The sequence below is a fragment of the Mesorhizobium sp. M0437 genome (assembly GCF_040321335.1).
Classification (GTDB): domain Bacteria; phylum Pseudomonadota; class Alphaproteobacteria; order Rhizobiales; family Rhizobiaceae; genus Mesorhizobium.
Genome location: NZ_JAMYRK010000120.1, coordinates 1 through 8126 on the forward strand (window position 1 = coordinate 1; position 8126 = coordinate 8126).

Here is an 8126-nt window from a genome sequence, read left to right on the forward strand (position 1 = left end):
TTTCAGTCCAGGCCATCGTGATCTCCATCGAATCTTGCAAATCCGACGGAATCACAACCTGCTGAAATCACTCAACTCTTTTTGGAACGGACACTTTAGAGAAGATCTGCGGCCCGAATTAAGGGAGCGTCTTTGCAGAAGAATAAGCCTTTCGGCTAGGGGGGCAAATGAACAATCATGTTTAACCGCAACACTAATTGTGCGGGTGGGGGCATAGAACATGACGTCAATTTCGTGGGCGGTCATCGGGTGGGGTATTTCGGCCGTTTTGGCAGTATATCTATGGGTTGTTCGGCACAAACAGCCTGTTGGTGGTGCTGTCGGTTTCTCAACGTACATCGCCAACCAGAAAAGCTCCGGCGATAAGGACCTTGAGTTTCTTGCGGGCGAAAATCCCTTTGGCAGAGATGGTGCTGGGCGACATTTATACCAAGATTGATGCGATTTCTGACGCTGATGAGAAGCGACGTCTTCAGCAGACGCTGACCAGTAAATATGCCAATTGGAAGTAGCTGAGCACAAAGCTGGCCATGATTACTCGGATGTGATGAGCCTGGCGGTCTTAGCTGCCGGCGCGGTCGCTTTCTTGCATTTATTGTATGGTATTATGGGGCATAAACAACCCAGGTCGTTTCACGACGCTTTCATCGGCTGAAGGTGCTCGCGGACTTCTGACCTTTTTGTTTGCCTCGAGTGCTACCGGGGTGATCGTGCTGGTCGCCGTTTCGACGTTCTGGATGGGGCCGGAGGACGTTAAACTACGATTTCCACTAGGCAAGGACCTGCTCGCCATCATCATAGGTGTCTTGGGGACCATTCTGGGCTTCTATTACGGCTCCGCGGGATTTGGGACGGCGGCGCCGCAGGCCTTGACGATCTCGGAACTCGCTTGGAATCAGGAATCCCTGCCAAGCGGCAGTAAGGCATCAATTGCTGGAAAGCTGTCCGGTGGAACGCCGCCCTACCAGGTCGAGCTGCGCTATCAGCCCTGCTGGGTGGAGCAGGTCACAAAGTCGTTGCCCACGATTGCAAAGGTCAACGGAAACTCGTTCATCGTTGAATTTAATGTGCCTGTATTTGCCGAACCCGAAAGTCTCGTGGGATTTACCGTGAAGGCGAATGAGAAGTCAGGCGCTGCCCTCATGTTTTCCGGTGGGGCGCTGCGCTTTCGAAAGCCTTAGTTCTCACGAGAGTGTTTGAGAAGCCCGTACGGCTTGACCACTCCCCATCGGGCGGGCGGGATGTGAGGGCCATCGTTTGCGACAATTGGTATCCCCTGCCAGTTGAATATCAGAAAATGTCCATTCCCGTCGCTGGCCGCAGGCGGGGCTCTGGCGGGTAAAGCACCCGTTCAGGCCCGTTTCTTTCTGGAACATCATGAACCACACTGCGGAATTTGCAGTCATCGGCCAAGATGCTGGCTCAGGGGACACTGCGACATTGCTCGCACGGGTCTATTCAAGCTGTCCCGCTCCGGATTGCGGTCTTGGTCGCTATTGATCAGTCTCTTCGTAACGGCGGTCGCAAATGCTGCTGGCCAACACGCCGGCGCATTGCAAGCAGACAACAGTTCCAATCCTGTTGTACGGGCTCATGGTCTGCTACGCCCTCGGGAGCGAGGACTATCTGAACAGCCTTTTACGTTAGCAGGCTGTTCTTCGTCTCCGTTGTGGTAGGCGAATATGATCTCGATCGAGCCGTCGTCGAGCTAATTCGGCCGAACCATCGCCGGTGACTTCATCCATCTCGTCGAAGCCGGCCCATGTGAAGAAGATCGTCGAGGAGCTGTAACTGATATCGAGGCCGGCTTGCAGGGCGCCAAAGGCGATCTCGCCATGGTTGTCGGGTCCGACGGTGATGGTTGCGGGTCTACCGAGGTTCAGGCAGCTGCGATCCCACAGATCGGCTTCGATGATCCGCCAGTGGCCGACCAGTTGGCAGCCCGCGAGCGCGGTCATGCCGGCACCGCCAGCAGCTTCGGCAATCGCACCAGATTGTAGGCGGGGGCAGCGAAGGTGAAGGCCCACTCGCCGCGGTCGCGCCCGCGCAACTTGTCTTCTCCTGCCCGGCGACCGTCTTGATCCAGCCGAACGCCTCTTCGATGCGCTTTCTGACGCGCTGGCTGACGGCATAGCCGCCGTGCCGCGTCGTGCGCCCGTTCCCTTGCGCGGTGCTCCCCCCGCCGGTTCCCGCACGCCGGGTCAAGGCGTGACCCAACCCCCTGTGGCCTCCTAACAGGCTGATGAAAAAGGCTCGGAGATACCTGTTTTGAATCTGGTCTGTGCTCGGTCTGATCCCGATACGTTCCGTGAACAAAACAGTTTTTCAACAGCCCGCAAATGTTTTGGAAAAGGACCGCAGTATGATAATGTTATGCAGGAATACTCGAAACAATAAGGCTTCGACTATGGCCCGGAAATTGTCCGCTCTACTGCTTTGCCTCCCCATCGTGGTCTTCTCATCAGTCAAGGCTGACGCCGACTGGTTTACTGATCCTTTCAAGGATCTAAAGGCGATAAAAGAAATAGGTCAGGTATTAACCAATGCAGTGCAAGATGTAGGTAATACACTGTCCAAAGGAGTTAAGGCGAGTCGGATGTTCAGCGGACCAGGAGAATACCCTCCTGAAAATTTCGGGGCATACGGCATTTTAGCATTTCCTGCTAAAGCTTCTGAGTTTGACAAAGATAGACATCTTAAGGTGTGCCAGGCATATCTCAATAGTTTTGTCTCTGCTTTAACTTAGATCTGTCGCCAGCCAACCAGATGGTTACAGTTTGGCCGATAAATGATGATAATATTTCCGACAAACTCAACGCGGGATCAAAGAAGGAAGACTGCGAGGTAGTTGTTTCGAATTTTGGTCTGTCCATGTCAACGGTCGCAATCGATTCCGCTAGGCGCGCTGGGTGGTCGCCTGACGGGAAAGGACCATTTTTGATTGCTTGGGCGCCAGGGAAAAGCATACGAGACGAGAAGCCAATAATCTTGTATGAGGACATGTCAAAGTTCGAAGAATACGGTGATTTCGTCGCTGCGATGAACGCCTGGAAGGGCGAGATACAGGGTGACAACGATTTATTTAAACCAGGATGGAACTTGGATAATTTCAAGAAAAAGATACGAGACGTATCAAATAAATACGGCAAGGAGATTGCGTCTGCCTTCGGCATCAAGGGCGGATAGATGAACTTCTTACAATACGGTTCGGCCGGAGCTATTGGGTTCTTGATCGGCTTGGCTGCTGTCGTTTGGATTGAAGATCTAAACGCTGGGGGAATTTTTTTGATTATTGCTTTTTGCGTTGCTATAGCCACTATTATTTTTGCTTTGGCCAAGTTACTGTTGGGAACTGGCGGAGCGAAATAGGACGATGACTAGCAGACTTCTCTGATTGGGGTCGGTGAGGTCAAGCGTTTCCTGTCTTTTTTCCGGACCATGTCGCCCCGCGGGTCACTCGCTTCTCTTCGCGGTCGGCGCGGAGCCGCCGCATGATGGGGTCAGGAGAGCGAGGCGTCTCTATCTCTCTTTCAATACCGGTAACCGACGCGCGGCTATCTGATTGCTGACGATCCCTAGCCGCACTTCAACGTGTACCGGCAATAGCCTATCTGTACGACATGACCCTGGAAGAATTCACCTCACATCTCAATGCCACCACTTTCGGAGATTCTTCCCTCGTCCGAAACAGCAGGTCGAACTGGCGGACGGAATGGTGAAGATCGGATCATTGGCTATGGTGTTCCAGCTCAAGGAACGGGCTGAGGAGACGTCGGACCCTGAGGCTGAGCGACAGTGGTTCCCGAGGAAGGTGCTCCGGAAAGCGACGGATCAGATCAAGGACACGGTGCGATACCTGGCCGAGCACGAGGAGATCCGCCTCACGAACGCACAGGGCCACGAGATAGCGGTGAAGGGGGTCGACCTCCTAGACCTCAAGAAGATCGTCGTCTTCCTTCCTGGCCGGCTGCTGCCTGCGGACTGCAGGGAGACCAAGTTCCACGTCTCGGCCACGGTGGGTTTCATTCATATCGTGGCCGCGCACGACTATCTGGGAATATTGGACAAACTGCGCGTCCCCGACGACGTGCGGCTGTACTTCGAATATCGAGAGTTGGTCCTGCCGCAACTGCGCGAGGCCGGCGTGGTCGTGGAGGAGCCCGACATCATGGTCGCGTTCCTGTCGGAGATGGACTTGCCGGAGCCTGGATCGATCGAGAAGTTGCGCGCCTTCGTGCAGGATGTTGGCGGGTTTGATCTTTCATACATCATGCGGGACCTCCAAAGTCACATCGTCAACCCTGAAAGGAGCACGGACTACTACCGGATCATGGAGGAGTTCGCTCGCGTCCCCCGATCCATCTGGCGCGAGTTCAAAAGGCGGCTTGTCGTGTCCCTCGAGGCTAGCAAGGCTGGAACACCTCGTCGACCATTCAGGTTCGCGTTCCCGATGACCGATTGCACTTTCATGGTCGCAAGTATGGACCCCGACTGGCCAGTCATTGGCGAGGACGGGATCAGGATGAGAACGAACGCAGTGGAACTGTTTACCCAAGCGGCGAAGTACGATCTCAAAACTCGGATCGGCGTTGGGCTGCTGATCTCCAAAGTTGGCGACCACTTCCTGCTTGACTGGTGCCTCATAGACGAGCCCTGGTCGGCCAACGCCAAGCTGGAGGATCTACTCTCGACGCCACTGTTCGGCCCTGCTCGCGAGAGGGTGGTGGACAGCTACCACTTCCGTGGCGACAACGCCGAGCCCGGTACCTAAATCTCCCGTCGGCGTTGGATTCGTGGTCCGGAGTGCCCAGCCGACTTCTGCGTCAGGTGGTGATCTCCCTGGCAGTCATTCGTGGAAAAGCCGGCGCGGGTCTGGGTTACACCGTGCCAATTTGTACGATTCGTACATGGCGTTGATGTCCGTCAGGAAGTGAGTAGATTCCCCTTCGGCGTGGTCCCTGGGGAGGGCTGGATGAGCGTCGCGCAAAGGGTCGGTCCGCTTCTAGAGCAAGCAATCACTATACTCCTCAACAGGGCGGACCGTCGCGATCCGGTCTCGATAAAAGCGGCACTACGCGAAGCGCGGGAGGCTGCGCCTTATTTGGTGGCCTCCGACGAAGAACTAACCGAGGCAATCGTCGAGGCAGCAACTGCCATGGGCCTCTGCGTGGCTTTCGACGCCCAGGAGTAGCTGTCAGCCAACTTCAGTCACTGTGGCATCGCAACGGAAGCGCGCAGTCCTGCGTCATTTTTAATAGTCAGAGGTAATCCACAATTACCGTCGCAAGCTGCTAAACCTGCCTGCAGAACGGAAGCTCCCGGCTGAGCAAAAGTATTTGCTGGAGGAACGTGATCGGGCCGACAAAGAGTGACGTATGGCTCTCCACTGGTTCAACCCTCCGGTCCCGGTCAAGACCGAGCGTCCCGGGATCATCCACAACGTCAACAACGCCGAGAAAGCCGGCGAGGAGGTGATGAAGTGGACCAAGCGTGGCCCTTGCTGGGACCTCGCGGTGCGCGTTTGCATGGCCGTGATTTTCGACGAGATGGAACCTGAGGAGGCCCGCAAGGCATTCCTGGCTGCTGCAAAAGAGGAGGGGACATTACTCCCCCAATGAGAACTAGCTAAATTGGATGCGGTATAAGGTTCTAGGTGTCTATTACCAACACCGCCTTCGCGAAAGGAGCCCGCTGCCGGTGAGGGAGAGGCGACGGACCCCGCCACAGCGGCTGCACATCCGAGAAGGACCACGACCTCTAAACCCGCGAGGGCCTACATCGTTCCCTTAGCTGCGGCTAAAGCGGGGTTGGTCGGCGGGTTCTTGCCGCTCTAAGTTCCCCCTTATGGGTCCCCTCTGGTTCTCTCCCCCGGTCTACGTGAAGACGAAACGTCCGGGCATTCGCCATGGGTCAGCCACGTCGAGGGAGCCGCCGAGCAACTCATGGCGTGGGACACAAAGGGCCCGAAGTGGACCAAGGCTGTCCAATCCTGCCTCGATGCATTCGAGGGCAAATCCTCCCCCCATGAGGTCCGTGAAGCCTTTGAGGTGGCTGCCAAGGAGGCCAACGTGTATCTCTCCCCTGACTAGGAGGTATCATGGCGCCCATCTGGTTCGTCCCTCCAGTGTTCGTGAAGACTGAAACCGGGGCCAGGCATGGCTGCAACAATGCGAGGGCAGCCCTTGAGCAGCTCAAGACGTGGACCCGGAGAGGACCTCGCTGGCACAAGGCGGTGACCCTTTGCCTGTCAGATCTGGAGGGCGATCCGATTGACCCTCAGGTGGTACGAAAGGCCTTTGAGGCTGCCGCAAAGGAGGCCAAGATGTATCTCTCCCCTGAGTAGGAGGGTGTTGTGGCAACCCATTGGTTCTCCCCTCCGGTGTACGTCAAGACCGACCGACCTGGGGTCACTTACGGGTGCAACAATGTCGAGAGTGCCGCCGAGGAACTCCTGAAGTGGACCAAGATGGGACCTAAGTGGAGGAAGGCTGTGCAACTGTGCGCCGACGCCTTTCAGGACCGCGTGACTTCGGAAGAGGTCCGTCAGGCTTCGAGGCTGCTGCCAAGGAGGAGGGGGTGCTCCGTGAGTAGCAGGCCGGTGCCCATGGCTATGTTGGGAAGGACCCGTTAGGCTGTCTAATGCTGACCAAGTCCGCGCTGCTCGATATAGACCCGGATACGAGAGCATTCCCCCTGGTCGGCGCATTTATGGGCCATTTTGCACTTCTTGAAACTGGCATCGGAGCTGCTCTGGGCGAGGTACTTGGCGTCAATGGGGCACGTCGACTAATCGTCAATCGAAACATGGGTTCGACGAGAGGATCAAAACCGGACGCACACTTAAGGGGACCGGAACCGGAATGTCAGGCTTCTAAAGCCGATGGCAGAAACCGGATACGGATGTCGAAAAGGCCGACCGCCTCGTGTTCGACCCCGACCCCGATGAAGGCCTCGATTTTGAGGCCGTCCGCGCCGCTGCCTTTCAGTTCCGCGCTATCCTTGACTCGCTGGGGCGGGGTCGCGCTGACCAATCCTTGCCCGATCTGTAGCGGCCGACGCGGGAAGAAAGGCAGTAAAGCCGGGATCTAAACGGCAACGCGGCTCTCATGGCCTTGCCTGATCGGAACCTGCGGAGATCGGCCTCGTTTGGCTGAAGCCATGGCAAAGATCAATCCGAGGACCGTCGCCAGTCTTTTGAGGGAATACGCACAACGGGCGTCTATGCGCGGCGACAATCCCTATCGCATAAAGGCATACTTGCGCGCGGCAGACAGTCTGACGGCGCTGTCGCAGCCGCTCGACCGGATCATCGCCGCCGGCGCGCTCACCAAGATCCCGGGGATCGGTGACGCGCCCGCGGCTCGCCGCCTATTCTCTGCAGCTGTCGCTGCGTCCTGTTCGCGCCAGACCGTTACCAGGTCGCGGTCAAGCACATCCTCAACGTGCTGCGGGTCGAACACGTGAAAGGTGATGTCCTTGCCCGCCCGCGAAGTTTCACCGTTTTCGTCCCGGCGCTCTGCAAGCGACCATCTTTCAGCCAGCGGTGCCGTTCGGCCGTCGAGATCGTCAGAATGTCCTCGATTTCACGGGGGATTACGGGCAGGTCTTCGATATTCTGCAGTGCTTTGGATAGGATCCCGAATACCACCTGCAGATCATTCTCTGCGCCCTCAGGCAGGCGCAGGGTAAGCACGCGGGACTCGATATTGAGCAATTTCCTGAACTCCGTTGGAAGGCGGGCGCGTATTTCGAGAAAAATACCCCTCGCTCTGACGGACGATCCAAACGTTGCAGCTGGCTTAAAGGCCACTCTCCAATCAGCTTCGCTGTTGCATTGATTTTACGGCGCGTGGACATGCCCCTTTATATAGGTCCCCGATAGTCGGCAGCGATGAGCCGATCGCAAAGCCAACATGAGTTCTAAATCCGCCAGCGGTCTGAACCACGATGCCCTAAAGGCGCAACCACGATTGTTAGCGGGGCCGCTTGCAACTCCGGCTAACAGGAAGCGGCCGAGTTGATCTCGAAGTGCGTAAGCGCTATTTTCGCTGCACGTTGACGCGGGGGCTTTCGACGGATGGCCTTCGAATCGGGAACGGTATCTGGTCTGATCAGGCTGCTGTTAC

13 protein-coding genes and 2 pseudogenes are annotated in these 8126 nt (G+C 56.6%); 12 read left to right on the forward strand and 3 right to left on the reverse strand.

The window, feature by feature from the left end; all coding sequences use genetic code 11:
* Positions 1-287 precede the first annotated feature (287 nt).
* Together NKI72_RS33260 and NKI72_RS33265 are read left to right on the forward strand one after the other, a co-directional pair.
* Entirely contained in the window at positions 288-512 is a 225-nt protein-coding gene (locus NKI72_RS33260) for a hypothetical protein (protein ID WP_352720293.1), read from the forward strand.
* A gap of 87 nt (positions 513-599) precedes the next feature.
* Complete coding sequence (locus tag NKI72_RS33265; RefSeq protein ID WP_352772077.1) at positions 600-1181, forward strand: hypothetical protein; 582 nt, start codon at positions 600-602, stop codon at positions 1179-1181.
* Between the two features lie 462 nt (positions 1182-1643).
* On the opposite strand, the gene NKI72_RS33270 is transcribed toward NKI72_RS33265, so the two are convergent.
* The gene (locus NKI72_RS33270; RefSeq protein ID WP_352852023.1) at positions 1644-1958 is read right to left on the reverse strand and encodes a hypothetical protein; all 315 of its coding nucleotides are present in this window, start codon (positions 1956-1958) and stop codon (positions 1644-1646) included.
* Positions 1955-2154 (reverse strand): annotated as a pseudogene (locus NKI72_RS33275) (IS5/IS1182 family transposase); the annotation flags it as partial. The gene NKI72_RS33270 and the pseudogene NKI72_RS33275, both read right to left, overlap by 4 nt.
* Before the next feature lie 154 nt (positions 2155-2308).
* On the opposite strand from NKI72_RS33275, the gene NKI72_RS33280 reads away from it, so the two are divergent.
* From NKI72_RS33280 to NKI72_RS33330, 10 genes are all read left to right on the forward strand, one after another.
* Entirely contained in the window at positions 2309-2746 is a 438-nt protein-coding gene (locus tag NKI72_RS33280; protein WP_352852024.1) for a hypothetical protein, read from the forward strand.
* A gap of 20 nt (positions 2747-2766) precedes the next feature.
* Positions 2767-3186 (forward strand): hypothetical protein, encoded by a 420-nt coding sequence (locus tag NKI72_RS33285; RefSeq protein WP_352852026.1) that lies wholly within the window; start codon positions 2767-2769, stop codon positions 3184-3186.
* On the forward strand, positions 3187-3369 hold the full coding sequence (locus NKI72_RS33290) for a hypothetical protein (protein WP_352720286.1): 183 nt from the start codon (positions 3187-3189) through the stop codon (positions 3367-3369).
* Between the two features lie 343 nt (positions 3370-3712).
* On the forward strand, positions 3713-4771 hold the full coding sequence (locus NKI72_RS33295; protein WP_352852028.1) for a hypothetical protein: 1059 nt from the start codon (positions 3713-3715) through the stop codon (positions 4769-4771).
* Between the two features lie 201 nt (positions 4772-4972).
* Positions 4973-5191 (forward strand): hypothetical protein, encoded by a 219-nt coding sequence (locus NKI72_RS33300; protein WP_352720283.1) that lies wholly within the window; start codon positions 4973-4975, stop codon positions 5189-5191.
* Between the two features lie 184 nt (positions 5192-5375).
* Positions 5376-5618: a DUF982 domain-containing protein gene (locus NKI72_RS33305; RefSeq protein WP_352852029.1), complete on the forward strand. Its 243-nt coding sequence runs from the start codon at positions 5376-5378 to the stop codon at positions 5616-5618.
* Between the two features lie 324 nt (positions 5619-5942).
* Complete coding sequence (locus NKI72_RS33310) at positions 5943-6089, forward strand: DUF982 domain-containing protein (RefSeq protein WP_352720280.1); 147 nt, start codon at positions 5943-5945, stop codon at positions 6087-6089.
* Positions 6090-6097: 8 nt separating this feature from the next.
* Entirely contained in the window at positions 6098-6343 is a 246-nt protein-coding gene (locus NKI72_RS33315; protein ID WP_352720279.1) for a DUF982 domain-containing protein, read from the forward strand.
* A 580-nt stretch (positions 6344-6923) separates the two neighbouring features.
* Complete coding sequence (locus NKI72_RS33325; RefSeq protein ID WP_352720276.1) at positions 6924-7049, forward strand: bifunctional DNA primase/polymerase; 126 nt, start codon at positions 6924-6926, stop codon at positions 7047-7049.
* Positions 7050-7221: 172 nt separating this feature from the next.
* A complete protein-coding gene (locus NKI72_RS33330; RefSeq protein WP_352852032.1) occupies positions 7222-7464 on the forward strand; it encodes a hypothetical protein in 243 nt (80 codons plus the stop codon).
* Here the strand turns inward: NKI72_RS33330 and NKI72_RS33335 are convergent.
* Positions 7356-7857, reverse strand: a pseudogene (locus NKI72_RS33335) (hypothetical protein); the annotation flags it as partial. The gene NKI72_RS33330 and the pseudogene NKI72_RS33335 sit on opposite strands and share 109 nt — an antisense overlap.
* Positions 7858-8126 lie beyond the last annotated feature (269 nt).

Excerpts from the sequence above, each read along its gene's own strand:
- NKI72_RS33265 (WP_352772077.1), top strand. The coding sequence starts at position 600 with ATGGTATTATGGGGCATAAACAACCCAGGTCGTTTCACGACGCTTTCA.
- NKI72_RS33270 (WP_352852023.1), bottom strand. The coding sequence starts at position 1,958 with ATGACCGCGCTCGCGGGCTGCCAACTGGTCGGCCACTGGCGGATCATC.
- NKI72_RS33285 (WP_352852026.1), top strand. The coding sequence starts at position 2,767 with ATGGTTACAGTTTGGCCGATAAATGATGATAATATTTCCGACAAACTC.
- NKI72_RS33290 (WP_352720286.1), top strand. The coding sequence starts at position 3,187 with ATGAACTTCTTACAATACGGTTCGGCCGGAGCTATTGGGTTCTTGATC.
- NKI72_RS33295 (WP_352852028.1), top strand. The coding sequence starts at position 3,713 with ATGGTGAAGATCGGATCATTGGCTATGGTGTTCCAGCTCAAGGAACGG.
- NKI72_RS33300 (WP_352720283.1), top strand. The coding sequence starts at position 4,973 with ATGAGCGTCGCGCAAAGGGTCGGTCCGCTTCTAGAGCAAGCAATCACT.
- NKI72_RS33305 (WP_352852029.1), top strand. The coding sequence starts at position 5,376 with ATGGCTCTCCACTGGTTCAACCCTCCGGTCCCGGTCAAGACCGAGCGT.
- NKI72_RS33310 (WP_352720280.1), top strand. The coding sequence starts at position 5,943 with ATGGCGTGGGACACAAAGGGCCCGAAGTGGACCAAGGCTGTCCAATCC.
- NKI72_RS33315 (WP_352720279.1), top strand. The coding sequence starts at position 6,098 with ATGGCGCCCATCTGGTTCGTCCCTCCAGTGTTCGTGAAGACTGAAACC.
- NKI72_RS33330 (WP_352852032.1), top strand. The coding sequence starts at position 7,222 with ATGCGCGGCGACAATCCCTATCGCATAAAGGCATACTTGCGCGCGGCA.